This window comes from Paenibacillus silvestris, assembly GCF_009882985.1.
Taxonomy (GTDB): Bacteria; Bacillota; Bacilli; order Paenibacillales; family NBRC-103111; genus Paenibacillus_E; species Paenibacillus_E silvestris.
On sequence record NZ_WTUZ01000033.1, the window covers coordinates 1 to 23,766 of the forward strand.

General features: G+C 47.3%; 25 protein-coding genes and 1 rRNA gene. 3 read left to right on the forward strand and 23 right to left on the reverse strand.

All coding sequences use genetic code 11. The features are described 5' to 3' along the window. Positions 1-70, reverse strand: a 16S ribosomal RNA gene (locus GQF01_RS26500); the annotation flags it as partial. A 368-nt stretch (positions 71-438) separates the two neighbouring features. Beyond that, entirely contained in the window at positions 439-1,308 is an 870-nt protein-coding gene (locus tag GQF01_RS26505; protein WP_161409975.1) for a nucleotidyltransferase-like protein, read from the reverse strand. A gap of 123 nt (positions 1,309-1,431) precedes the next feature. Between GQF01_RS26505 and GQF01_RS26510 the strand changes: the two genes are divergently transcribed. Continuing rightward, positions 1,432-1,836, forward strand: a complete 405-nt coding sequence (locus GQF01_RS26510; RefSeq protein ID WP_161409976.1) for a DUF2614 family zinc ribbon-containing protein — start codon at positions 1,432-1,434, stop codon at positions 1,834-1,836. Positions 1,837-1,889: 53 nt separating this feature from the next. On the opposite strand, the gene GQF01_RS26515 is transcribed toward GQF01_RS26510, so the two are convergent. The 15 genes from GQF01_RS26515 to GQF01_RS26585 form a co-directional block, all read right to left on the reverse strand. Beyond that, positions 1,890-3,602, reverse strand: a complete 1,713-nt coding sequence (locus tag GQF01_RS26515; protein WP_235960521.1) for a glycosyl hydrolase family 18 protein — start codon at positions 3,600-3,602, stop codon at positions 1,890-1,892. A gap of 124 nt (positions 3,603-3,726) precedes the next feature. Further along, a complete protein-coding gene (gene perR / locus GQF01_RS26520; RefSeq protein ID WP_127458252.1) occupies positions 3,727-4,161 on the reverse strand; it encodes a peroxide-responsive transcriptional repressor PerR in 435 nt (144 codons plus the stop codon). A 99-nt stretch (positions 4,162-4,260) separates the two neighbouring features. After that, on the reverse strand, positions 4,261-4,845 hold the full coding sequence (locus tag GQF01_RS26525) for a DUF6677 family protein (RefSeq protein WP_161409977.1): 585 nt from the start codon (positions 4,843-4,845) through the stop codon (positions 4,261-4,263). Positions 4,846-4,868: 23 nt separating this feature from the next. Continuing rightward, positions 4,869-5,177: a hypothetical protein gene (locus GQF01_RS26530; protein WP_161409978.1), complete on the reverse strand. Its 309-nt coding sequence runs from the start codon at positions 5,175-5,177 to the stop codon at positions 4,869-4,871. Next, a complete protein-coding gene (locus tag GQF01_RS26535; RefSeq protein ID WP_161409979.1) occupies positions 5,128-5,730 on the reverse strand; it encodes an RNA polymerase sigma factor in 603 nt (200 codons plus the stop codon). Before GQF01_RS26535 ends, GQF01_RS26530 begins: the two co-directional genes overlap by 50 nt. A 61-nt stretch (positions 5,731-5,791) precedes the next feature. Next, entirely contained in the window at positions 5,792-6,499 is a 708-nt protein-coding gene (locus GQF01_RS26540) for an MgtC/SapB family protein (RefSeq protein ID WP_161409980.1), read from the reverse strand. A 15-nt stretch (positions 6,500-6,514) separates the two neighbouring features. Beyond that, entirely contained in the window at positions 6,515-7,003 is a 489-nt protein-coding gene (locus tag GQF01_RS26545; RefSeq protein WP_161409981.1) for a GNAT family N-acetyltransferase, read from the reverse strand. 59 nt (positions 7,004-7,062) lie between these two features. Further along, positions 7,063-8,514: an Asp-tRNA(Asn)/Glu-tRNA(Gln) amidotransferase subunit GatB gene (gene gatB / locus GQF01_RS26550; RefSeq protein WP_328803546.1), complete on the reverse strand. Its 1,452-nt coding sequence runs from the start codon at positions 8,512-8,514 to the stop codon at positions 7,063-7,065. A gap of 33 nt (positions 8,515-8,547) precedes the next feature. Then, positions 8,548-10,005 (reverse strand): Asp-tRNA(Asn)/Glu-tRNA(Gln) amidotransferase subunit GatA, encoded by a 1,458-nt coding sequence (gatA, locus tag GQF01_RS26555; protein WP_161409983.1) that lies wholly within the window; start codon positions 10,003-10,005, stop codon positions 8,548-8,550. Positions 10,006-10,040: 35 nt separating this feature from the next. Then, positions 10,041-10,328 carry an Asp-tRNA(Asn)/Glu-tRNA(Gln) amidotransferase subunit GatC gene (gene gatC / locus GQF01_RS26560; RefSeq protein ID WP_145669695.1) on the reverse strand — a complete coding sequence of 96 codons (288 nt, stop codon included), beginning with the start codon at positions 10,326-10,328 and terminating at the stop codon, positions 10,041-10,043. 156 nt (positions 10,329-10,484) lie between these two features. Beyond that, complete coding sequence (locus tag GQF01_RS26565) at positions 10,485-11,774, reverse strand: TolC family protein (protein WP_161409984.1); 1,290 nt, start codon at positions 11,772-11,774, stop codon at positions 10,485-10,487. 25 nt (positions 11,775-11,799) lie between these two features. Then, positions 11,800-13,008: an ABC transporter permease gene (locus GQF01_RS26570; protein WP_235960523.1), complete on the reverse strand. Its 1,209-nt coding sequence runs from the start codon at positions 13,006-13,008 to the stop codon at positions 11,800-11,802. Between the two features lie 8 nt (positions 13,009-13,016). Beyond that, positions 13,017-14,291 (reverse strand): HlyD family secretion protein, encoded by a 1,275-nt coding sequence (locus GQF01_RS26575; protein WP_161409985.1) that lies wholly within the window; start codon positions 14,289-14,291, stop codon positions 13,017-13,019. Positions 14,292-14,322: 31 nt separating this feature from the next. Beyond that, positions 14,323-14,892 (reverse strand): TetR/AcrR family transcriptional regulator, encoded by a 570-nt coding sequence (locus tag GQF01_RS26580; RefSeq protein WP_161409986.1) that lies wholly within the window; start codon positions 14,890-14,892, stop codon positions 14,323-14,325. A 138-nt stretch (positions 14,893-15,030) separates the two neighbouring features. Beyond that, positions 15,031-15,411 carry an ATPase gene (locus GQF01_RS26585; protein ID WP_161409987.1) on the reverse strand — a complete coding sequence of 127 codons (381 nt, stop codon included), beginning with the start codon at positions 15,409-15,411 and terminating at the stop codon, positions 15,031-15,033. Between the two features lie 166 nt (positions 15,412-15,577). On the opposite strand from GQF01_RS26585, the gene GQF01_RS26590 reads away from it, so the two are divergent. Both GQF01_RS26590 and GQF01_RS26595 read left to right on the forward strand, forming a co-directional pair. Continuing rightward, the gene (locus tag GQF01_RS26590; RefSeq protein ID WP_161409988.1) at positions 15,578-15,862 is read left to right on the forward strand and encodes a DUF3817 domain-containing protein; all 285 of its coding nucleotides are present in this window, start codon (positions 15,578-15,580) and stop codon (positions 15,860-15,862) included. Between the two features lie 67 nt (positions 15,863-15,929). Next, a complete protein-coding gene (locus GQF01_RS26595) occupies positions 15,930-17,327 on the forward strand; it encodes an MATE family efflux transporter (RefSeq protein WP_161409989.1) in 1,398 nt (465 codons plus the stop codon). Between the two features lie 61 nt (positions 17,328-17,388). Here the strand turns inward: GQF01_RS26595 and GQF01_RS26600 are convergent, their stop codons facing one another. The 6 genes from GQF01_RS26600 to GQF01_RS26625 all read right to left on the reverse strand — a co-directional run bounded on the left by GQF01_RS26600 (position 17,389) and on the right by GQF01_RS26625 (position 23,697). Beyond that, a complete protein-coding gene (locus GQF01_RS26600; protein ID WP_161409990.1) occupies positions 17,389-17,880 on the reverse strand; it encodes a YhcH/YjgK/YiaL family protein in 492 nt (163 codons plus the stop codon). 114 nt (positions 17,881-17,994) lie between these two features. Then, complete coding sequence (fsa, locus tag GQF01_RS26605) at positions 17,995-18,651, reverse strand: fructose-6-phosphate aldolase (RefSeq protein ID WP_161409991.1); 657 nt, start codon at positions 18,649-18,651, stop codon at positions 17,995-17,997. A 31-nt stretch (positions 18,652-18,682) separates the two neighbouring features. Next, positions 18,683-20,713, reverse strand: a complete 2,031-nt coding sequence (tkt, locus tag GQF01_RS26610; RefSeq protein WP_161409992.1) for a transketolase — start codon at positions 20,711-20,713, stop codon at positions 18,683-18,685. Positions 20,714-20,898: 185 nt separating this feature from the next. Then, a complete protein-coding gene (locus tag GQF01_RS26615; protein WP_161409993.1) occupies positions 20,899-21,912 on the reverse strand; it encodes a zinc-binding alcohol dehydrogenase family protein in 1,014 nt (337 codons plus the stop codon). A 13-nt stretch (positions 21,913-21,925) separates the two neighbouring features. Next, positions 21,926-22,870, reverse strand: a complete 945-nt coding sequence (locus GQF01_RS26620) for an aldo/keto reductase (RefSeq protein ID WP_161409994.1) — start codon at positions 22,868-22,870, stop codon at positions 21,926-21,928. Next, positions 22,867-23,697: an amidohydrolase family protein gene (locus GQF01_RS26625; RefSeq protein WP_161409995.1), complete on the reverse strand. Its 831-nt coding sequence runs from the start codon at positions 23,695-23,697 to the stop codon at positions 22,867-22,869. The genes GQF01_RS26620 and GQF01_RS26625 overlap by 4 nt, the downstream gene beginning before the upstream one ends. Positions 23,698-23,766 lie beyond the last annotated feature (69 nt).

The following is a 23,766-nucleotide window of genomic DNA, read 5'->3' on the forward strand; positions in this document are numbered from 1 at the left end:
TCCGCTCGACTTGCATGTATTAGGCACGCCGCCAGCGTTCGTCCTGAGCCAGGATCAAACTCTCCATAGTAGAAAAGCTTAATTGTACTCATTGACTTGCTAGCGAGATTATGTTTATGTAATCTCTATTTTTGAACGATTTCTCGTTCGTGCTTACTCACTCGTTGTTCAGTTTTCAAAGATCAATTTCTTCGTATTTCTTCGCCATCCGTTTAGCGGCGACTTTTATAATATATCACATTCGAGCCAATCAATGCAAGCTTTTTTTATTTTTCTTTTTTCTTGCTTCGCTTACATCCTTGTACCACTTTCGCTTTCCATGTGAGCCGTTTTTAGCGGCGAGAGTTAATTTATCATAGATTCGCAATTAAAGTCAAGCAATAAATAAAAAATAAAAAAAGAACCAGATTAACATCTGATTCCCATTGGAAGTTGCCCTTATACGCCCGTATACCGCAGCTCAATCTCTGAGGTTTCTTCATCGATGAGAACAGCGACTTCTTTAATCAAACCTTTTTTGACGAGCTTATTCAGCAATAAAGGAAGTTCTGTTTTAATTTCAACTAATTGACCATGCTGTTGAAGTTCATCTGCACTAAACGCTTTATCGTTTTCTCTGAGGATTTGGATAAAGGCCTCACAGCATCTTTCCATTTTGGACATAACCGAAAACTCACAGGCAAGCAAAACGAGCTGAACTCGTTGCTTCAGTGTCTCTTTGCTCATGGTCAATTCCTCATAAAGCTTGTACACACCAGGATTTATTGCGCGAATCTGCCTCCACACCGTAATTTCCGGGTGATAGCCATCCTCAATGATGACAATACGAGCCCAGTGATGCAGGGCTTCTAGAATGTTATTGTAAGCATCAAGCAAGTGCTCATCCAAGATATATTCTTTGCTTTGAAGATATTTACGCAGAAAAAGAGAGAACTCAACAAGGAGCTTATGCTCGCGCAAGTCAGCTGGAAATTCAAGTATACGATGGCGCAGTCCTTCTAAATACGTATTCTGATCCAGAAGTATCTCCCCTTTTAGCAGCCAGTGAAGGATATTTCGGTTATGACCTTGACGTATCCATTGTTCAATGGAGGAGGGATCTACCCACCTTTCTTGTATCCGAGAATCGTCTCTTATATAATTAGTAGTATGATTGTTCAGGCTCAGGTCGTTCGTTACGATAAGCAGAAGTATATCAAAGCCATCTGTAAGTGAGGGAAGTTGCTTAGGATTATCAACCGCCATGACACTAATGATCCGATCGTCATTTCGGAACTTAAGCAAAAACTGCTCTTTATCAATTCCCATGGGTGTCCAAAGCTCCTGTCTCCAATTGTTTTTATCTTATTTCTACAATGCAAGAGGAGTTTCCTGCTCTATTCTGTGACAAATCATACAAAACTGATAGCTAATTTATGGGGGGAACAACGCGTGCGTTTCAGATCAAGTAAGGTTAATGAATTCCGCTTGTGGGGTCTAGCGCTAACAATGGGCGGCATGCTGCTTATGATTATAGGATTAGCGGGGATCGTTTTTGATTGGGGAAAAGCAGGACGAATTGCTGCTGTAATCTTCATGATTATCGGGATGGTCACCATGCTGGTCAGTATGGGTATTTACTTCTGGGCTGGCATGCTGTCTACATCAGCGATTGCGCTTGATTGTCCGGAGTGCGGAAGAAGAACAAAAATGCTAGGAAAAACAGATCGCTGCATGTTCTGCAAAACAATTCTCACCGTTGATCCTCAGTATCAGCCTACAGCTGAGAATGAAACTGCAGCCGCACAAGCGATCCCGCTAGAGCCGAACAGAGATCATGAGCATAAGCCTCATTGATGCTCACAAATAGCAAAAAGCCGATCCCTTAAGACTAAGGGGATCGGCTTTTTTTATGGCGTTGATGGAACTAAGCCATCCTGGATGACTTTCCACATCGGTGACTGCTCGAATCCTCTTCTCCAAGAGGCTACGCCTGCCAGATTGTACTTCTTGACGAGATCAAGCCGTGCTTTCATCGAGGTTTCATCCTCCAACCAGATGCGAATGAGCTTCTCGCCATCTTTGTACTCCACATAATTTTGGCCAGTATCCGGCAAATACGTTGGGGTTAGCTTTTTATCTTTGATAATGGCTGCAGCTGCTTCCATGGTTAAAGTTTTGGAAGTAGTCGTAAATTTGCCATTTTTCGTCTCTTCTGTCCACTGGCGTGTATAAAAAGGCACGCCTAGGACCAGCTTAGAAGGTGGAACCTTATCCGCATTGAGTATTTGCTTTACCGAACTTTCTGTCCATGGCAACGAAGACACGGAACCCGACTTGGGACTGGTGGCCCAATATTCGTCATAGGCCATCACCATCATATAATCAACCACCTCAGCAAGCGCTGTTCGGTCATAAAACATGGACCACATCTCGTTGGTTGATTTGGGCGTTACATCAATGGACACTGCCAGGCCTTGTTCATGCATAAAGGGAGTCATTTCACGGACAAATTGCGTGAGATTTTCTTTATCCTTAAGATATACATTTTCAAAATCAATGTTAAAGCCTTGCAGTTTATACGTTTGCGCAAAACCAAGCAACTGCTTAATGATTTTCATACGGCTATCATAGGTCGATAGCGCTTTATTCGTCACATCAGGGTCAAAACCGTTGCTGAAGAGCGCCCAAACCTGATAATTTTGGGTTTGCGCCCATTTGACATAAGCCGCATCGGCTAAGTTCTTCAGGCGCCCTTCTCCATCCGACAAAGAGAACCAGGTAGGACTAACCACTTGCAGGCCAGTCATATCGCCAATCTTCGTTGTATCGGGATTTTTGCTAATGACATGTTCCCATGTCAGGTTTAGCTTACCTGCTGGCGGCTTCCAAGGCACATAGGACGATGTATCTTCCTGAACGGGAATCGTTTCATCATGATCAATCTGAATATCCGTTTTCCGTACATACCCAATCGGACCGCTAGTCTGCTGAACCCGATACCATTCTTCCTCTTCCCCAAGCAGCATGACCTGCTCGCCTCCGGCGATGCTTGATACGATAGGTGCTTTAATCGAAGCAAAAGTACGCAGCGGCACAGCTTCGGAGTCCATATGCTTCGCCCATTTGAGGACTTCACCTTTTTTAAATAAAAGAACGGCACCTGACTGATCGGACTCTCTAATTTCAAAAGGGTACAGTTGACGCAGCGGCTCTATCGGCACATAGATGTCGCTCCCTTTCTTCTCAACAGGAAAAGACAATGTGATCGGTTTCTCATTCATCAATGCCGAAAGCTCGGTCGTTTTCAATCGAAGCACTTTATCTTTGGTCGTGATGATCACGGAATCGCTGCTTTTTTCATAGAGGATAGAAGGGTCGATCCATTCCTGAATAAGCTCCAATGGGAGCTTCAGCCCCTCTTTTTCACCAATCGCGCTTGACTTATAATAATTCCCTTGGTAAAAGACCGGCTTGGTTAACTCGTGGTATTCAGTTTCGACTTTCGTATGATTAGGCGCGTACTGCTGCCATAGAAATGAAGCCGCACCTGCGGCAAACATCCCGATAATAAGCGAACTGATTAGTAGGATTTTCTTGGACGATTTTCTGCGGTGCTGCAAGATTTCACTTCCTTATATGCGATATAAAAAGAAAAAAACGCTCACTTACCTCCAAGTTTATAGGAAGGTACGATCACGTTTCATTATACAACATAGGAACAGGTTATGAGGAATTCTACGAAAGTCAATGCTTGGTAACCCCTGTGCAATCTGGACAGACGCCATAAACCTCTAACCGGTAGCCGCCAACCTGAAAACCTGTTTGCCCGGCAGCAGTTGTCTCAATATCATGAAGAGGCGGGTATTCAAAGTCCGCTATCTTGCCGCACACTTCGCAAACCGCATGGTAATGGTCTGTCATATCCGCATCAAAGCGACTCGAGCTATCTCCATAAGTTAGTTCCCGAACGAGACCCGATTCAATAAAAACTTTAAGATTATTGTAAACAGTCGCTACGCTCATGTTAGGAAATTTGGATTCTAGGGACTTATAAATATCATCTGCTGTCGGATGCGTCATGGAGTCCAGCAAATAGGATAAAATCGCATGACGCTGAGGCGTCATTCGAACACCTGTTGTTTTCAATTTAGCTAATGCTTGTTCTAATTGTGCTGCCATGTTACACACCACCCGCTGTTAGTCAATAAAACCTTACATTATATTGTACGTGTGGTCATTCCCTTTTGTCAATCACGGTTATGCGGATTCGCCTGTGGGTCAGTGCTTATTTTTACGAGAATCGATGATATACAGAGCTAACCCTCCAAGAACGAGAGCCATTGAGCCTAAATAGGAGCCCATGAAATCGAATAGTCCCGTAACCCAAGCAGGCTTATTGCTGAGCAGAAAAAAAAGTACGCCAGCAGCGACAAGCAGTACACCCATGTTGGTCCCTTTGATCAACTTCTGTAAAGGATCATGGAACTCGTGGTCATAGGACCCTGCAAATTCGCCAAGTTCATTGCGCCGATTCACATAATCCGTAATTTGAAGGGCATCAAAAAGGTTGTAGAAATAAATCACAGGAATAAACAGTGCAAAGAGGGTGACCGCAGCTACGCTTGTATCATTCTGAGAAGTTAACGATGTAATAATAAAAATGTCAAGGATCAACAGCATCATCAAAAATAAGCCACGCTGCATGAGACCTAAGTAGAAATGCCCAGTACCTGGGACAATAAAAGATAACACGCCTGCGACCCATTTGCGCTTCCTAGGAATAGGATAATATGGCGCATAGTTTGGATAGGAGGAATCTGTTGAATAGGGGGGAATATGAGAGTTGTCCTTGGGCATAGCCATGTGAAAAACCTCCGTTCTTCTGGTCATAATAACTCAGATAAGTGTTGGATATACGTTGTAAGTTGATGAATACCCATATCAATGTTCATGATCTTATGAATGACTCCGAGCTGGAACAATAGAACGGTTGCTGCAGTCGCAACGAGTCCATTGACCCAAGCCTTTCTCCGGTGAACCTGCGAATTGTTTGGCTGCACAGGGATCTCATCAGCTTGGACAGCGCGCATGATACGATCCGTCAACAAGGGGCTTGGTTCGTTAAGCGGAAGCTCATCTAACAGCTTATTTAGGTACTGCGTGAGCCGGATGTCTTCTTGTTGCTTGGGATTCATGCGGGTTCACCTCCAACCATTTTTCTTTGAGCATCGCTTTTCCCCGGTATAATCTAGTTTCGAGCGTCTTCACAGGCAAACCGGTTGCCTCGGACATCTCTTGATAAGACAGCTGCTTATAATGATACAAATACATAATGAGTCTGTATTTGTCAGGAAGCTCAGACAATAAGCCCTGCATCTGCTCTTGTTCGTCCTTGAGCAGAGCCCTTTCTTCCGGTTGCTCTTTGCTGTCCGAGAACCAGCCCTTCATTTTATCAAGCAGCGCTTCATAAGGTTTGCGCTTCTGTGAACGCCGATAATCGGTCACCAGATTCGTTGTCATGCGATAAAGCCAAGTTGTGAACTTAGCCTCCCCACGAAAATGGGATAAAGATCGAAACAGCTTGACGAATACGTCCTGGGTCAAATCTTCGGCAGTTTCCTTATGTCCTACCATGCGGTATACAAGTGTGTAAATATAACTTTTGTGTCGCTCTACCAGCACACGATAAGCATCGGAATGACCTTGACGGACCCGGTCGATCAGCTGCTCATCCGTCAAATTGTCCATGCCTTGCTTCCCCCTTTGTCTCTCGTCTTATAACTTAGACGCCATCCGCGGGAGAACCCCTTCAACTTTTTCCTTTTTCCATCGTTACACCGCTTACTCCATCAATTTGATTAATTCCTTCAAGCACGGAGACAATGATGGATGGCTTAGGAATCGTCACATGAAACGTAATTTGAACATGGTTAGGCTTGTCATCATTCTCTTGTACTTCCAATGTAATTTTGCGAATATCGACTTTCTGTTTACCTAAAAGGGTTGTAATCACACCGAGCGTACCTGGCTGATCAACGGCCTGAATTTTGAGAATGCGAATTTTTTTCCCGTTAAAAAATTTCTGTTCCACTTTATTCAGAATCCACAAGGATATCAAGACCATAAAGCAAGCCAGGACGGCTGGATAATAAAAACCCGCTCCGACAGCAAGCCCAATCCCAGCCACCACCCAGAGGGAGGCCGCCGTCGTAAGTCCTGTAATGGATCTTCCGTTAAAGATAATGGTTCCAGCACCTAGGAACCCGATGCCACTGATGACTTGCGCCGCTAACCGCGACGGATCTAAGCGCACGTTCACTTCGTTCACAAAAGCGCTAAATCCATACATGGAGAGCAGCATGACAAGCGCTGAGCCTACACAGACCAAAATGTGTGTGCGAAGTCCTGCTGCATGAGAGCTAACTTCCCGCTCAAATCCGATTAAGCCACCCAGAAATAGCGCCAAGAATAACCTGATGGTGATATGAACTTGATCAATAACCCATGGATTGCTCACGATGTTCTCGCCTCCTTATTTTACCGGATGACTCCCTGGACGCTCAAAGGTCGTTAATGACACGCCAGGAGGAACTGTGAATACCCGCTTAACTGCAAAACCAAAGCTTTGATAAAGCCGGGTAGCAGGCAGGTTTGCCGTACCTGTAGATACAATAAAAAGTTGTACACCATTATTCTCTTGTTTATGTAGTATATGTTCCAAAAGCGCTCTAGCAATACCGCGCCTAAAAAAATGAGGATGAACCATCATCCGGCAGATCGTGACTACACAACCTTCCCGGGAGTAGGAAATCGCACCAACCAACTTACGTTCGTTCTCTTCCTGCACGTAATAGCCATAGAACGTCTCCTCAGCCTCGCGTATAGACTGAATGCCATCTTTAAGGGGAGGGATGTCTTCAAAGCCAATCAGATCAGCTTCAACGCGATAGGAAGCAATTTGAAGGGCTAACAGGTGCAAGATTTCCTCATTGGTGTGCAGAGAAAGCAAGTGTATAGACATGCGGAAGCCTCCTTCAAATGAAAAAAAGTGGTATCCATTAGGATCACCACTTTACTTTATCATTTGCTGTTCAGGCACTCCAGAATTAATTTGTTAACGAGCCCCGGATTTGCTTTGCCCTTGGTTTCTTTCATAACTTGACCGACCAAGAAGCCAACGGCTTTCTCTTTACCTGCCTTGAAATCAGCAACCGATTGCGGGCTATTGTCAACAACTTGCTCGACAACAGCTTTGATCGCGCCTTCGTCGCTGATCTGAACGAGTCCTTGTTCTTCCACGATCTTCTGTGGCTCTTTGCCGGATTCGATCATTTCTTTAAAGACGGTTTTGGCAATTTTATTAGAAATGGTGCCTTTTTCGATCAGTCCGATCATTTCGCCAAGACCTTTGCCCGTCACTTTGACATCTGCAAGCTCAAGGTTGTTCGCATTCAAATATCCAAGCAGATCGCCCATGATCCAGTTCGAAACCGCTTTGGCATCCTGCGTATAGTTAAGGCTCTCCTCAAAGAAGTTGGCCAGCTTCATAGAAGCTGTGATAACTTCCGCATCGTAGTTCGGCAAGCCATACTGGCTGCTGTATCTAGCTTTGCGAGCATCTGGCAACTCAGGGATCGTTGCTTTCACGGCATCTTTCCAGGCATCGTCGATATACAGGCTAACGAGATCCGGATCCGGGAAGTAACGGTAGTCGTGCGCATCTTCCTTGCCGCGCATCGAGAGCGTTTTGCCTTGTCCATCATCCCAGCGGCGCGTCTCCTGGTCAACTACACCGCCGCTGCGGAGAATATCCGCTTGCCGATATTCCTCGTACTCCAGTCCTTTCAGGACACCGCGGAACGAGTTCATGTTCTTCAGCTCGGCTCTCGTGCCGAACTTCTCTTGGCCGAATGGACGCAAGGAGATGTTCGCATCGCAGCGCATCGAGCCTTCCTCCATTTTCACATCAGACACGTCGCAGTAAATCATGATTGCTCTAAGCTTCTCCAGGTAAGCGCGAGCTTCCTCCGGGGAACGCAAATCAGGTTCGGACACGATCTCGATCAGCGGTGTTCCGGCACGGTTCAAGTCAACAAGTGAAGCATATCCGCCATCCACGTGTGTCAGCTTGCCCGCATCTTCCTCCAAATGCACGCGCGTCACGCCGATGCGTTTGGTTTCGCCGTTCACTTCAATATCCACCCAACCGTTCAAGCCGATCGGCTGATCATATTGAGAAGTTTGGTAAGCATCCGGTGAATCCGGATAAAAATAGTTTTTACGGTCAAATTTGCTGTGTGTGGAAATTGTGCAGTTCAACGCCATTGCTGCTTTCATTGCATATTCCACCGCTTGGCGATTCAGTACGGGCAATACGCCCGGGTGTCCTAAACAAACGGGACATGTATTCGTATTCGGAGGTGCACCAAAAGAGGTTGCACAACCGCAAAATATTTTGGATGCGGTATGAAGCTCCACGTGAACTTCAAGACCGACGACCGTTTCAAATTGGGTATCAGTTGCCGACAAAATAAATGCCTCCTTCGTTACTCATGAACTATGAACCTACAATTGCGGGCGCTGCTTGTGGTGATCTGTATGCTGCTCAAAAGCGTGGGCTACACGCAGTAGGGTAGCTTCATCCAGCGCTTTGCCGATGACTTGCAGGCCAACCGGAAGTTCATTCACGAATCCGCAAGGTACGCTAATCGCAGGAATACCCGCCAAGCTGACCGGAATGGTCATGATATCGTTCAAATACATCGTGAGCGGGTCGTTGCTTTGCTCGCCAATTTTGAAAGCAGGCGTCGGCGCCGTTGGCCCGATGATCATATCGAATTTCTCAAACACTTGATCAAAATCTTGCTTGATCAATGTGCGGACTTGTTGTGCTTTCAAGTAGTAAGCATCATAGTAGCCTGAACTTAATGCATAAGTTCCAAGCATGATCCGGCGTTTGACCTCAGGGCCAAAGCCTTCGCTGCGGGAGAGATGGTACAAATCCAGCAGGTTGTTGGCGTTATCTGAACGGACGCCGTAACGAATCCCGTCAAAACGCGCGAGGTTCGAAGACGCTTCGGAAGAAGCAAGCAGATAGTACGTTGCAACTGCGTATTCGGAATGCGGCAGGGATACTTCTTCCCATACTGCTCCTAAGCCTTCGAGCACTTTAAGAGCTTCGAGTACTTTCTCTTTCACTGCAGGGTCGATCCCGTTGCCCATGTATTCCTTCGGTACGCCGATGCGCAGACCCTTAACATCCCCAGTCAATGCGCTGAGATAATCAGGGATATCCACTTTCGCAGAAGTGGAATCCTTCGCATCATAGCCAGCGATAGCTTGCAGCAGATAGGCGGAATCTTCTACGTTCTTCGTGAGTGGTCCGATTTGGTCGAGCGAAGACGCGAACGCGACAAGACCATATCGGGACACAAGGCCGTACGTCGGCTTCAGCCCGACGATACCGCAATAAGCAGCCGGCTGGCGAATCGAGCCGCCGGTGTCAGAGCCCAGCGAGAAATACACCTCGCCTGCCGCTACGGCAGCAGCAGAACCCCCGCTGGAGCCCCCAGGCACATAATCCGTGTTCCACGGATTGTGGGTCGGATGGAAGGCGGAGTTCTCGTTGGAGCCGCCCATTGCGAACTCGTCCATGTTCAGCTTGCCGATGGTGACCGTTTGCGCTTCTTTCAGCTTGCTGACAACCGTCGCATCATAGATCGGATTGTAGTTGGATAGGAACTTACTAGCACACGTCGTTCTCAGACCTTCGGTGACCATGTTATCTTTGATCCCGATGGGAAGGCCGAATAAATCGCCATGCGTATGACCGCTCGCAAGCTGCTCGTCCAATCTGGCCGCAGCTTGTCTTGCGTTCTCTTCATCTAATGTAAGGAAAGCGCGAACCTTGCTTTCCACTTGCCCAATTCTTGTATAGGATTGATCCACGAGATCGGCAACAGTAATCTCTTTGCCTTGCAGTTTCGCGTGAATTTGTTGTAGGTTTAGATCAAACAAAGACAACGACAGGCACTCCCTTTCATATGGTTCTCTATTCTCTATTCTAAAACAGCCGGAACTTTGAACTGCCCGTCTTCCTGTTCGGGAGCGTTCGCCATGACTTTCTCAATCGGCAGCGACGGCGTAACGACGTCTTCCCGCATGACATTCACTAGCGGCATAGCGTGGCTCGTTGGAGCTATTCCTTCGGTATTCAACCCGTTCAACTGCTCCGCATATTTTAAAATGGCATTAAGCTGTCCGGTAAATAGTTCTTTCTCATTCTCGCTTAGATCGAGTCTAGCCAACTTCGCGACATGATCGACATCTTTTCTGGTAATGCTCAAGTTCTCTACACCCCTTTGAATCAGCATTTAGTCATTCTTTTCATTATATCCCAGATAATTTGTGAACTCAATCCAGAAAAAACCACAGCCCCTTTGCAGATAAGGTTCCAAGGAGCCTCTGCGAATAAGGAACTGCGGTTAATTATAGAGATGGTTTTATTGGATGAAGCCAGTATCCATAGCTTTTGCTTTTTCTTTTAACACATAATACTTCAGCTTGGCTGCGGTTAGTAGTGTTTCAATTTGATCTACTTTTACCTGAAACTTGTTCAAGTCATGCTTGGAGATGGCGCCCACCTCATAGCGAAACTTCATTTTTTGAAAATCCGCTTGAACGTCGGTTAAGTTCCGCTGTTCGGTAAGCACGGCTGCATATGCATTTCTAGCATCATTGTAGGTACTTTGAATTTTCTTGGTTAGTTCGAGTTTGGTTTGCTCATTTTTCTGCCCCGTAATCGCCAAATTCACACCCAAGTAGGTGTCCCCATATGTAGTCTGGGTGACCGTGTGACCTGATGCCCATACAGCCTCATCCAAGTTATTCCCGGATGTTTTCATCTGATAAGAACCTTTCAACAGCGTCGTCGTGTCCGTCTCTACAACTGGCTCAATTGTGATAGATTCGATATCTTGAATGACAAGATTAGGATCATAGGAAATTCCGATATCCGTAGATAACTGCACAAGGCCCAGACGATAATTGTTCAATAAAATCGTAGTATCGTCCTTTTGTTTGTTAATGGCTTTCTGTGCGGTCAGCACATCCTCCGAGGAGGCTAAACCTTGCTCGGAAAGAAGCGTTGCACGGAGCAACTCTTTCTCCATCACACCTTCGTATTCATTCATAAAAGCAAGCTGTTTCTTCTGACCAAGCAGTTGTACGTATTGCGCGATGGTCTGCAGGCGAATGCCAGCTTTGGCCTCATCGGTTTGCAGCAGCGAGTTCTTCTGATCCGTTCCCAGCTGATGCGCCGCTGTGTTCATTTGCGCACGCTGGGAGGAAATGATGGCGTTCATGCCTCCAGCGAGGGCGCCCATGCCCTGCATGATCTGGTTCATGGCGTTATTCTGCATCACAGTCCAGGCAATATCTGTAGGGTCTGTGAGATTCGGCAGCAGCGGATTACCTGTATTCGTAACCTCCGCAGGTGTGCTTGGCAGGTGACTTGGCGTTAACGATGCCGATCCCATATTGTTTACTTGCTCCTCCAAGTCAGCCTTCTTGCTGCCTTGAGCGGCATATTTTAGCGTGAGCATGGGAAGGTTGTGGGAATCTTTTAACGCTTTATCCAGCACGTAATCTAAATTAATGGAGGATACGGTCTCCAGAACGTCCTCATTCACATAAACATTTTGATCGGAATCCAGAGTCGAATCCGCGTAAACATAGGCTGAGCTGGAAAGGAGTAACAGAGCTGTAGAGAGACTTATGAGCGTTTTTTTCAAAAAAATCGCTTCCTTCCTTAAGTAATTAAGCAGTGAGATTGGAGCTGGACGGCAGCGCTGGCTGATTGACGGCTGCTTTCTTCTTGGAAAAGACAACAAAACGCGTTAGCAGCATGGCGATGAAGTACGTCAAAGCTCCGGTAAGAATAAGCGCAAGGCAGTCATGCCGAATGACCGAGAAGTCATTGCCCTTCACGAACACGTTGCGTACGCCGTCCAAGAAATACGTGAGCGGCAGCATGTGGCCGAACACCTGCAGAGCTTTCGGCATCGCCTCGAATGGCCAAGTGAAACCCGAAAGCATGAAGGACGGCACAGCGATGAGCATCGCCGTTTGCGTAGCCCCGAGCTGATTGCTTGAGAACAAGCTGATGAGATAGCCAATCCCGCTAACCGCGAAGGTAAAACTAAGAATAATGGCCAGGCCTACAAGCAAACTCCCGCCCATTGGAGCACCAAAAGCATACAAGGCAATGACAAAGGTGATAAACGTGTTAAAAATGTTAATCAAGAAATAGGGAGCTGTCTTTGCATACGCGATGCGCCAGGGATTCTTTCTCCAAGCCTCAAAACGTTGCCATGTACCCGCATCTTTCTCCCTAGTAATCGTTAAAGCAATACCGAGAAATAACACTTGTTGAAGGATAGCCCCCACAAGACCGTACAGCATAAAATCGCTATAGTTAAACGTAGAGTTATACATAATCCGATACCGGTAAGGAATCGGCGAAAGTGTGTTCATCACCTGCTCATTCTGAAGCCCTTGCTGCAGCTGTAATTTCTTCTGGGAGTACCCCATGCTGAAGGTTGTGATCACTTCGTTCGCGCCTTTGGTCGCCGAGTTCGAAATCATCATATTGCTGCCATCAATTAAAGTGAGAAGCGGTAACGTTTCGCCATGCTTCAGCTTCGCTTCAAAGTTCGAAGGAATAACTAATCCTACTTTCGCTTCCCCCGTCTCCAGTGCACGCTTCACGTCCTCTTCGGAGTGATATTCCTTCTTAATCTCGAACGATTCACTCTGCTCAAAAGCTTGAATGACCTGACGGCTGAGCGGACTTTGGTCTTCATCGATGACAACAGTCGCCATTTCCGTGACCTTGTGGTGGACATAAATCGATCCGAAAAGCACGGTATACATCACGGGAACGAAGAACAAGATCAGAAAAAGACGCCGGTCCTTCAGAATGTGCATCCATTCTTCCGTTATCAGCTTGCCAATCCGAAGATCCATCTCTTTCATCATCCTTCCGTTTTACCGTTCCATTGCAAGGTCATGCCGGTTGTGGCTGTGTCTGGCAATGTGCTCAGTTCGATTTTGATTCCAAAAGAACGGATATCCGTTTCACCTGAAGTTTGAGTCGCTTTTTTGACAGCAAAATCCGGTGCTGCCGCTACAGATGTAACGGTACCTGCGACTTTCTCGCCCGTGGATAACATGGTCATATTAATTTTGTTCCCCGCTTTAAGTCCTGCAATTGACGTCTCTGGCAAGTAAAACTTAGCCCAACGTTTCTCCGTAGATTCCATAGAAAGCACTGGGAAGCCCGAACCTACAAGCTCACCCACTTGCGCGGATTGGTATAAAACCACACCATCCGTCGGTGCTAGCAGTTCTGTATAGCTCAGATAAGTCTCCGCTTCCAGCTGCGCGGCTTGGGCTTGCTGCTCGCCGGACTGCGCGGATTTAATCGCGCCTTGGGCTTGCTGCACAGCTGCTTCAGCCGCTGCAACATCGCCTTGTCTCACTTGCACCGTCCCGCGGTTAGCCTCAGCCAGCTTCAACGATGCTTTGGCTTGCTCCAGTAAAGCTTCCGCTCCGCGAATCTCTTCCTCCCGCGGGCCTTGGTTCGCCATGTTCAGCTGCTGCTGCGCCAGATCACGCTTGGTCTTCGCTTCCTCGAAGCTGACCTTCACTTTGTCTACATCTGCTTGCGCGACAAGACCTTGCTCCAGCATCGCATTCATCCGATTCAAATTCTGCTCGGCAATTGTGTACACTTCCGAAGCCGCTTGGAATTGAATCTCGGCTTGCTTCTTCTCTTCCGGACGTGCGCCGTTCTTCAGCGCATCCACCTTCGCTTGCGCGGCATTAACCGCCGCTTGGGCTTGTGCGACCTGCTGCTCAGCCGTATCCGCCGTCACGTTCACACCTGCGATACCCTGCTGCTTCTTCGCTTCCGCAGTAGCTGTTGCGCCCTGCGCCTCGGCAATTTTGCCTTGCGCGAGCGAGACGGCAGCTTTGGCCTGCGCGACCTTCGCTTCAATCTCAGCGCTTTGCAGACGGGCCAGCACCTGCCCTTTTTTCACAACATCCCCTTCTTTCACGAGGACCTCAGTAACTCTGCCACCAACCTTAAAGCTGGCGCTCACTTCGTTCGTTTCTATATAAGCTGTTGGATGCACTTGATTGACAGCATCCGTTTGACTCGTAGCTTCTTTCGACGTAAGTAGAAAGGCACTCGTGCCGATGACAACCGCCATCGCGGAATAAACCATTGGTCGAATAAAACGCATAAAAAAATCCCTCCACAAAATAATAAAAATTTTAGTCATTAATGAAATTGCCGAAGTACATCTGCAGCAACTTTAAAATCCTTTCGTCGGTCAGAGGCTCATTCTGCTTCTCCCAATCGAAAACTAACGCGACGTATATCTTAAATAAAATAAAAGCCGTCATTTTCGGCTCACAATTTTTCATGGTGCCATTATGTATCGCACGTTCAATGTGTTCAGAGATAAACTGAACAACCTCCGTCTCGATACTTGCCATAGCTTCGATCGTAACTGGACTACCAAATTGCTGCACCTCGTGAGCCAGTTGAATGAGCAGCTCATGCTCTTTGCGGAAAACGAGAATTGCATACAGCGCGCTATGAATTTTCTCGAATGGTGTAGTCCCTTCTGCGAGTGCTTTCTCCGCTCCTGCCTTCATTTCAGAGATTAAGGACTGAATAATGTCATGCAAAAGCACTTCTTTATTAGCAAAAAACGTATAGATCGTCGCCTTGCCAACGCCGGCAATTTTGGCGATCTGGTCCATCGTTGTGCCTTTGTACCCGAATAAGGAGAAAGATTTCTTGGCAGACTCCATAATTAATTGTTTTTTGGCATCCATATGCGCACCTCAGAACTAAAATACTAAAATAGTTTTGTGTTCGGTTATCAATGTACCACCATTTGCTGATTTTATCAACAGCCTTCCCGATAAAAAGAAAAAAACCCGCTACTTTCGCGGGTTTTTCATATTCATGTATTAAATCCATGCCTTCAGGCCGATTTGTTTAATAAATTCTTCTCTGGACTGCACTTCTTTGTCCCGCTCTATTTCCGGCTCTGAGCTTTCCTCGCCGTTCATCACTCTTCGGAATAATTCCTCATTCCTTGTGGCCAGTGCAAAATCAATCAACGCTTCTTTCTCGACGCGAGCCGCTTCCTCATGAAGAAGCACTTCTTCTAACTCTATATCCAGTGCAGGCACATAATAGTGCTTATTATCTTTGGGTACACGAATGACGTAATCGAAAATATTATCGTTATTCCTGTCGTAAGCAATGATATATCCATACCCGCCAATCGGCAGATTTTGTTCTAAACTGTCCCCTATGACGATGACTCTTTCACCAAGTCGAAGCATCTGATTTTCCCCCTACCTCTATGAAGCTATTATTAAGCTATTCCTACTATCCTACTAAAAAAACTAGGTTGTGTCCAATTGATACGCATTGTTCATACTCCCTACACATTTCTGGTGTAAAATAAGTGAGATTATATAAATCTTACGTCTAAAGGAGCTGTACATATTGCTAAAACAATCACTAAACACCTTGCGCTATGTTGGAAGGGTTGAAGGCATTTCTTTTCTAATTTTATTAGGCATTGCTATGCCGCTTAAATACACATTCGACCTTCCGCAGGCCGTAAGGTTTGTGGGGATGGCTCACGGATTTTTCTTCGTACTCTATCTGTTGTCCATTGCTTGGGTCACATACCTGCACCGCTGGTCAATTTGGCGAGTTTTGGGAGCTTTTCTTGCCGCCTTCATTCCTTTTGGTCCATTTATTCTGGAGCGCCGAATTTCAAAATAAAGAAAGGAACTCCTAAAGTAAAAAAGAATTACATAACAATGCACGTCAAAATCAGCAGGAGGCTAACATGCGCGGAAACGGGGACACCCCAGCAAAAGCACGACCCTCTCTAACGGAAGGCCCGATTGCCAAAACATTAATTTTATTTTCATTACCAATTCTATTAGGCAACGTGCTTCAGACACTTAACGGCTCTATCAATGCCGTGTGGATCGGCAAGTATCTCGGTGAAGGCGGTCTCGCGGCGACATCGAATGCCAACATCATCATGTTCTTTTTAATCAGCTCGATCTTCGGGTTTGCGATGGCTGCCGTTATTTTAATTGGTCAAAATCTCGGTGCGAAAAAAACGCACGAAGCCAAGAAAGTCGTCGGCACAAGTACCGTCTTCTTTTTTATTCTTTCTATTCTTGTTGCCGCGTTCGGATTACTATTTTCCTCAACCATTCTTACCTGGATGAACACACCGCCGGATGTGAAGGACCTCGCGGTTGTCTATACACGAATTTTGTTTGCTGGCGTTCCGTTTATGTTTGGATTCAACCTGATCATGGCCATATTACGAGGCTCTGGTGATGCCAAAACACCATTTTATTTCTTGCTTTTATCCGCGATATTGGACGTCATCCTGAATCCACTCTTAATTGACGGGATCGGGCCTTTTCCGAAAATGGGCATTGCCGGCTCAGCGGTTGCCACCTTTATTGCGCAATTGATCAGCTTCGTGCTGCTCATTCTATATTTGTATCGCAAAAAATATTTTCTGCGGATTACCAAAGAAGATCTCCCGCTCCTGCGCATCAACTGGACGATTATTCGCACCTTAATTCAAAAAGGGGTGCCCATGGGTTTAAACATGGTCGTCGTTTCTATCAGCAATCTGTTGCTCGTTCATCTCGTAAATTCGTATGGATCTGAATCGACGGCTGCGTTTGGAGTCGCCATGCAAATATCCAGTTATGTGCAAATGCCGGCGATGGCGATCGGCGGAGCCGTTACTTCCATGGCCGCACAGAACATCGGCGCAGGCTTATGGGGCCGAGTGAACCGCATTACGTGGACCGGTGTAGCCGTCAATATTTTGATGACGGGCCTAATCGTCGTTGTGTTGACGTTGTTCAACCGAGAAGTCGTCTCGCTGTTCCTTCCGCCGGAAGGGTCCGCGATTGCACTCGGGGTTCACATCAATAATTTAACGTTGTGGTCGTTTATTATTTTCGGCGTATTTAATGTTGTGGCAGGCGTCGTTCGTTCCGCCGGTTCCGTCGTATTCCCGCTCGTAGTGGCGTTCATCGCACTGCTGCTGGTGCGAATCCCGCTCGCCACGGTGCTCTCCCACAAATACGGCTTTGATGTGATTTGGTGGAGCTTCCCCGTCAGCTTCACTGTTGCTATGACGCTGAATGTGATTTACTATCAGCTCGGTAAATGGAGACAAGCTAGAATGATTCCGGCTAAAGCTTAGTATACAAAAGAGACTATCCCAGGTCATCGCGGACCTTACGGGATAGTCTCTTTGCTATATTTTAAAGCTGAAGCAAATCTTTATGTACTTTCACGACGATCTTCTTGTTGGCACTTGCCTCCGTGATGGAGCAGTTCGGACGGTGAATATCCGAAGGGAAGCACACTGCGAACATGCCTGGCTTCAATAATATGCCTGTCTCAAGCTGGGCAGGATCCGTTTCATAAAAAGCGACATCATGCGTATCGAATTTGTTATCGATGACTTTAGCATCCGGATGCAGCTTATAGAAACAAAGCTTCTCTTCGCCGCTAACAAGGAACTGTATATCCGTGTACACAACGTGAGACTCTGGCAATTGCTCTTCAGCTGGACGAGTGACAACCTCCTGCACATTAGCAAACATGAGGACACCATTATCTCCCTCCAAATCGTATCTGCCTGCTTCCATCTCGCTCAGATGACGGTTCACAATGTAATCGATCCCCCGACCTATGGCCGCGGGCCACAGATGACGTTCTTGTTCAAAATGCTTCAAATCGCTAATAATCATTTGAACTCTCCCCTTCTATCACATGAAATAGAGTAGAATGCCTATAAATACTATAGCCTATAACGAGAAAAAAGACTCGCTTTATACAAAGCGAATCTTTGGACTCTAAAGCTATTAGAACGTTTTTTGGTTCGCGCCTTCCCAATCGGCCAAGAACTTCTCAATACCCGCATCTGTAAGCGGATGTTTGCTCATGGACTCGATGACTTTGTAAGGCACCGTTGCGATATGTGACCCTGCAAGCGCAGCTTCAATCACGTGTGCGGAGTGACGAACGCTAGCAGAGATAATTTCGGATTTGATGTTATGCACTTGGAAAATTTGGCTGATTTCCTTAATCAGGTTCATCCCGACTTGGTTAATATCGTCCAAACGCCCGATAAATGGTGAAACATAGGTTGCACCTGCACGAGCAGCTAACAGAGCTTGCGTGGAAGAGAAGATCAAAGTGACATTCGTCGGAATCCCAAGGGATCTGAACACGCTAGTCGCTTGAAGACCATCTAGCGTCATTGGCAGCTTGATAACAATGTTCGGGCTAATTTTAGCCAATTTCTTACCTTGCTCGACCATTTCTTCTGCTTTCAAGGAAACAACTTCTGCGCTAATTGGAACATCGCCTACGATAGAAACGATTTCTTGTACAGTTTCGAAGAAATCTCTGCCTTCTTTGGCAATAAGGGAAGGATTTGTCGTTACCCCTGCAACAACACCTAACGCGTGAGCTTTACGAATTTCTTCTACATTGGCTGTGTCGATAAACAATTTCATAGTGTATCCCTACCTTTTCTCCCGTTTTGGGTCAATCTTGGAAATACTTCTGTCTAATTTGTTGTACGATTGCTTCTGCGGTAAAACCATATTCACGAATTACGCGATCTGCCTTCGCGGATGCTCCGAACTTCCGAATACCCACGACAAAACCTTCGCCACCCGTAATCTCTTCCCATCCAGCAGGATATGCCATCTCAATGACGACATTTGCTTTCACTTTCGGATTAAGTACCGCCTGCTGCACGTCCAAAGATTGCTGCTCAAACAGCTCACGGCTTGGCATGGAAATGACATTTGCTCCAATTCCATATTGCGCCAACTGCTTCTTCACGTCAAGTGCTAAGGTAACTTCAGAGCCAGTCGCAACGAGCTGAACATCAGGCACAGCTCCAGGAGCAGCCTCTGCCAGGACATAAGCGCCTTGCCCGATATGAGCATAAGCAAGCTTGTCTGTGCCAGGCAGCACCGGCAAGTTCTGACGGGACAGCGCGAATACGAATGGTCCTTCCTGCGCTTGCAGGACATACTCCCAAGCCGCAGCCGTTTCATTCGCGTCCGCAGGACGGAACAACGTCAGATCCGGAATCATCCGCAAGGATGGGATCTGCTCAATCGGTTGGTGCGTCGGGCCGTCCTCGCCGACAGCAATACTGTCGTGCGTGAAGACGTACGCCACAGGAAGCTTCATCAGCGCGGACAAGCGGATCGCGCCGCGCAAGTAATCGCTGAACACGAGGAACGTGCCACCGAAGGCTCGCAAACCACCATGGAGCAGCATGCCGTTCAGTGCTGAACCCATCGCGAATTCCCGAACGCCGAACCAGAAGTTGCGGCCGCTGTAATTCGTGGCGCTGAATGCCGCGTCATCGTTCAGCATGGTGAAGTTGGAGCTCGCTAGATCGGCAGAACCGCCGACTAATTGAGGAACCCGCTTCGCTAGGCCGTTGAGCACTTTACCGGACGCGGTACGCGTAGAGATCGCGCCGCTCTCTGGTGTAAAGCGCGGCACATCGGCATTCCAATCAGCCGGGAGCGTACCACTGCTTGCGAGCTCGAACTGCTTAGCGAGCTCAGGATAAGCAGCCTGGTAGCTGTTCCACAGCTGCTCCCAGCTGTTCTGAGCCTTGCCGCCCAATTCCTTGTAGTGGGCGAAATGCTCGTACACTTCAGCCGGTACGTAGAAATCCGGCTCAAGCGGCCAACCCAGCGCCTGCTTCGTCAGGAGCAGCTCATCTTTGCCAAGCGGTGAGCCATGCGTACCGCCGTGGCCGCCTTTGCCTGCTTTGTTCGGTGAGCCGTAACCGATCGTTGTTTTGATCTCAATCAGCGTCGGGCGGCTTGTATCAGCCTTACCTTCTGCGATCGCTGCGGAAATCGCTTCGATATTATTTTGCTCTTCCACGCGCAAGTATTGCCAGCCATACGATTCTATTCGTGTACGAACGTTCTCGGAGAACGACATGTTCAAATCTCCGTCAAGTGAAATGTCGTTAGAATCATAAAGCACGATTAGTTTACCCAATTTTAAATGACCTGCTAAGGAAGCAGCCTCTGAGGAAACACCTTCCATCAAATCGCCGTCACCACAAATGGCATACGTATAATGATCAACAATCGGGAAGTTCGGTTTGTTATATACGGCAGCTTGATGCGCTTCAGCCATTGCCATACCAACTGCCATTGCCACACCTTGACCAAGTGGCCCTGTAGTAGCTTCTACACCAACTGTGTGACCATATTCTGGATGTCCTGGCGTAAGGCTTCCCCATTGACGGAATTTTTTGATATCGTCCAAAGTTAGACCATACCCGCTCAAGTGCAGCAGGCTGTACAACAGCATTGAGCCGTGTCCCGCGGAAAGTACGAATCGGTCGCGGTCTACCCATTTGGCATCGGCAGGATTATGTTTGAGGTGCTGTGTCCATAGCGCGTACGCCATTGGAGCGGCACCCATCGGCATGCCGGGATGGCCCATTGCGGCTTTCTCGACAGCGTCAATCGTGAGTGTGCGAATGGCGTTGATGCTTAACTCTTCAATACCAACAGTTGTCTGTTTCAACAGTATCCCTCCATCTATTTCTTGTGTGCTGCTGCTATATCTCTATTATAAGGATAGTCGGAGCATTAAAAAAATCGATAGTTTCGATACTTGCTATAGATGCGGTCTATATGTAAAACTATAAGCTGAATTAAAAGCAAAAGGCACGCCTACCTGCATGCATACAGGTCAGCGCGCCTTCTTATTTACAAACAGACGATCGCTTTAATCACCTTTGACTCTGGTTTGAGCCAAGTCTCAAACTGGCCGATCATGTCCTCGAAATCAGCGCGATGTGTGATATAGCTCTCAATGTCGATGACGCCACTACGCAGCGCTTCACGCACCGTATCGAAATCTTCCATCGTTGCATTACGGCTGCCCATCAGCGTCAGCTCCCGCTTGTGAAATTCGGGATCATGGAAGCTAATATCCGCCTTCACGAGGCCAACGTACACGAGCTTGCCGCTGTGCGCGACAAGTCCGAAGGCGTCCGTCATGGACCGCGCATTCCCGGTCGCATCGAAGACAACGGTCGGCATATCGCCATTCGTGAGCTCTGCCAGCTGCTCCTTCGGCTGCTGCAGCGCATTCACGGTATGATCGACGCCTGCCCATTTGCGGCAAAACGCTAACCGCTCATCATTGATATCCATGGCGATGACGGTTGCGCCAAACTGCTTCGCAAGAACCATGACACCAAGCCCGATCGGCCCTGCGCCAATGACGAGTACCGTTTCGCCGGCACGAAGCCCTGATCTCCGCACAGCGTGAGCACCGATGCTAAGCGGCTCCAACATAGCTGCTTCATCCAGCGACAACCCATCGGTTTTAATGAGATGGCTGACAGGTATGGCAATCAGCTCTCTCATTCCTCCATCCGTATGAACGCCTAGCACTTTCATATCGGTGCAACAGTTCGTATTCCCATTGCGACAAGCTATACATGTCCCGCAGTGCATATAAGGGACGATACTGACTTGATCACCAGCCTGCAGTCCCGTTACGCCTTCGCCAATTTCCTCAATATATCCAGAGAGTTCATGACCTAATACGCGCGGGTAGCTGAAAAATGGCTGATTTCCTTTGTAGGCGTGCAAATCCGTCCCACAGATCCCGATTCTTTTGATACGAACAATGGCTTCCCCTGCTTTGACAACAGGCTCCTGCATCTCTACTAATTTAAACTGCTCAATCTGTTCACATACGATCGCTTTCAAGGCGGTCCCTCCTTTATACGTTAGCTTTTTCGTTATATTCAGGTCTTCCGCTGACCCATGACTTATTGTGAATCGGTTGCAAAATGTCCAAAACCTCTTGCAGCAGCTCGGTATCCATCGGCTCATCTGTCCATTGGATGTTCTTCTGAATGTTCTCCGGATTCGCGGTGCTTACCAGCGTCGTTGGAATCCGTTCATTCGCTGTCGAATATTGTACGGCTAGCTTCGCGATTTCCACACCTCTGCTTACACAGTATTCCGCCGCCTCCTTGCAGATCCTATGAATATCAGGAGGCGCTGGATGCCAAGATGCAGCAGGTCTAGTACTGAGCAGTCCCATGGACAGCGGTGAGGCATTCACCAGCCCGATCCGATGCTGCTCAAGTAGAGGCACTAAATCCAGCAAAGATGTATCATTTAAGGAATAATGACAATAGGACAATACAGAGTCCAGCTCTTTAATGGCCAGCGATTTCTCAAATACCGTTAGCGGTAATCCGGCAACGCCAATATAACGGACTTTACCCGATTGCTTCACAGCATCTAGAGCTGCGAAGCCTCCCTCAACAACCTCAACGAAAGCCGCGAATTCAATATCATGCAAATATAAAATATCGATATAGTCCGTTTGAAGCCGCTTCAAGCTTTCATCTACGCTTCGAATAATCCGTTCCTTTGAGAAATCGAACTCAGTGTCGCCGTAACGCCCCGCCTTTGTCGTCAAAATAAAACGCTCTCTATCCATCTGTGCGATAGCTTTGCCTAATACGGTTTCCGCCTTGGTTATCCCATAATACGGGGATACATCGATTAGATTAATACCAAGATCAACAGCCGTATGAACAGTCCGGATGCTCTCTTCCTCGTTGGTTTCACGGAAAACAGAGCCAAGCGAGGAAGCACCGAAACTCAAGACAGAGACATCCAGTCCCGTTTTGCCTAATTTACGATATTTCATAGCTTATAAAACCCCTTCGCGTTTAGTCCAAATAGACGATCATCATCGTGCTGCGTCCATGTTTCTGGTAACGAATGGGTCAGTACCTCGACAACATCCTCGTAGCCAGCCGCTAATAAACATACCGGCCAATCGCTTCCGAACATCACGCGGTCAGTCCCGAATACCTCAAGAATATGCCGGATGTACGAGGTGAAATCTTCTCTCTTCCAGTTGTTGTGATCCGCTTCTGTCACCATTCCCGAGAGCTTGCAATACACATTAGGATGTTTCGCGATAGCTGCCATCTGGCTCTTCCAAGGTTCAAGAACGCCACCTGCAATCCGCGGCTTCGCGATATGATCGATGACCGCGCGCAGTCCGGGAACCTGATCCAGCAGCTCGATCACCGGGGCTAATTGATGGGACACAACAAGCAGGTCGACCGGTACGTCGTGCTCAGCAAAATATCGCAATGCCTCAATAAAATGAGGCTCCAGAATCCGGTTCGCATCCGGCATTTCTTGAATCATGACGCGAAAGCCTACATATTTGGGATGCTTGGAAAAACGTTGATAATGAAGCAGATAGTCCGGATCATTCAGATCAAGCCAACCAACTACGCCTGCTATGGTCTGAGATTCATCACTTAATGATAGTAGATAAGCCGTTTCTTCCAGCGTCGGCGCCGCTTGCACAACAATCGTAGCATCCAAGTTATGCTTCTGCAGGTGCGGTACTAAGTCGCTTGGCCCATAATCCCGATACAGGATCGGCAGCTCAGGACCAATCCATCCGTAATCCCCGCGGTCAATTCGCCAATAGTGCTGGTGAGCATCAATTCGCATGGCGCTTCTCCTTCTTCATGTCCAATATTTGATATCGCTTTCTTTTATTTTAACAGCATTTCTCTACTA

Bases quoted from the DNA above. Each gene is read 5' to 3' on its own strand.
- GQF01_RS26580 (WP_161409986.1), bottom strand. From the start codon at position 14,892: ATGGATGCCAAAAAACAATTAATTATGGAGTCTGCCAAGAAATCTTTC.
- GQF01_RS26535 (WP_161409979.1), bottom strand. From the start codon at position 5,730: ATGGACAATTTGACGGATGAGCAGCTGATCGACCGGGTCCGTCAAGGT.
- GQF01_RS26595 (WP_161409989.1), top strand. From the start codon at position 15,930: ATGCGCGGAAACGGGGACACCCCAGCAAAAGCACGACCCTCTCTAACG.
- GQF01_RS26505 (WP_161409975.1), bottom strand. From the start codon at position 1,308: ATGGGAATTGATAAAGAGCAGTTTTTGCTTAAGTTCCGAAATGACGAT.
- GQF01_RS26625 (WP_161409995.1), bottom strand. From the start codon at position 23,697: ATGCGAATTGATGCTCACCAGCACTATTGGCGAATTGACCGCGGGGAT.
- GQF01_RS26570 (WP_235960523.1), bottom strand. From the start codon at position 13,008: ATGGATCTTCGGATTGGCAAGCTGATAACGGAAGAATGGATGCACATT.
- GQF01_RS26525 (WP_161409977.1), bottom strand. From the start codon at position 4,845: ATGGCTATGCCCAAGGACAACTCTCATATTCCCCCCTATTCAACAGAT.
- GQF01_RS26620 (WP_161409994.1), bottom strand. From the start codon at position 22,870: ATGAAATATCGTAAATTAGGCAAAACGGGACTGGATGTCTCTGTCTTG.
- GQF01_RS26585 (WP_161409987.1), bottom strand. From the start codon at position 15,411: ATGCTTCGACTTGGTGAAAGAGTCATCGTCATAGGGGACAGTTTAGAA.
- GQF01_RS26600 (WP_161409990.1), bottom strand. From the start codon at position 17,880: ATGATTATTAGCGATTTGAAGCATTTTGAACAAGAACGTCATCTGTGG.
- perR (WP_127458252.1), bottom strand. From the start codon at position 4,161: ATGGCAGCACAATTAGAACAAGCATTAGCTAAATTGAAAACAACAGGT.
- fsa (WP_161409991.1), bottom strand. From the start codon at position 18,651: ATGAAATTGTTTATCGACACAGCCAATGTAGAAGAAATTCGTAAAGCT.
- GQF01_RS26530 (WP_161409978.1), bottom strand. From the start codon at position 5,177: ATGAATCCCAAGCAACAAGAAGACATCCGGCTCACGCAGTACCTAAAT.
- GQF01_RS26575 (WP_161409985.1), bottom strand. From the start codon at position 14,291: ATGCGTTTTATTCGACCAATGGTTTATTCCGCGATGGCGGTTGTCATC.
- GQF01_RS26545 (WP_161409981.1), bottom strand. From the start codon at position 7,003: ATGTCTATACACTTGCTTTCTCTGCACACCAATGAGGAAATCTTGCAC.